The 385-nt window shown below is 63.1% G+C and carries 1 pseudogene; it reads right to left on the bottom strand.

The features are described 5' to 3' along the window. Window positions 1–385: pseudogene (locus EOA60_RS37230) on the bottom strand (phosphatidylserine/phosphatidylglycerophosphate/cardiolipin synthase family protein); the annotation flags it as partial.

The raw sequence follows: 385 nt of genomic DNA, 5'->3' as shown, positions 1-385 counted from the left end.
GGCCAGGGTCGCCAGCATCTTGATGTGATGGGTCTTGTGCAGCTGTGAGAGCTGCTCGTCGATCGGCGCGCCGTGATCGGCCTGCCAGCGATATTCCTGCAATTGGACATTGGGAAACTCCGCCGCCAGCCGATGCAGCAGGGCGTCGTCCTTGTCGCGCTCCAGCACGTCGGTGACCAGGATGCGTACCTTGGTGCCGAGCGCCGCGTGGTGGCGGATCAGCCGCTCCATGATGCGGCCGGAAAAGTCCGCCTTGAACTCCAGCGACGACAGATAGATCAGCTTGAGTCTCGGCGCGTTGGAGAAATCGAGCGGCAGTTCGGGATCGGCCTTGTCGAAGGCGCTGTCGGGCAGCGTTTTGCCGAGCAGCGCCTCGACCTTGGAA

This window comes from Mesorhizobium sp. M1A.F.Ca.IN.020.06.1.1, assembly GCF_004023265.1.
GTDB lineage: Bacteria > Pseudomonadota > Alphaproteobacteria > Rhizobiales > Rhizobiaceae > Mesorhizobium.
Note: the sequence above shows the minus strand (reverse complement) of the source record. Positions and strands in the feature narration are given on the sequence as shown.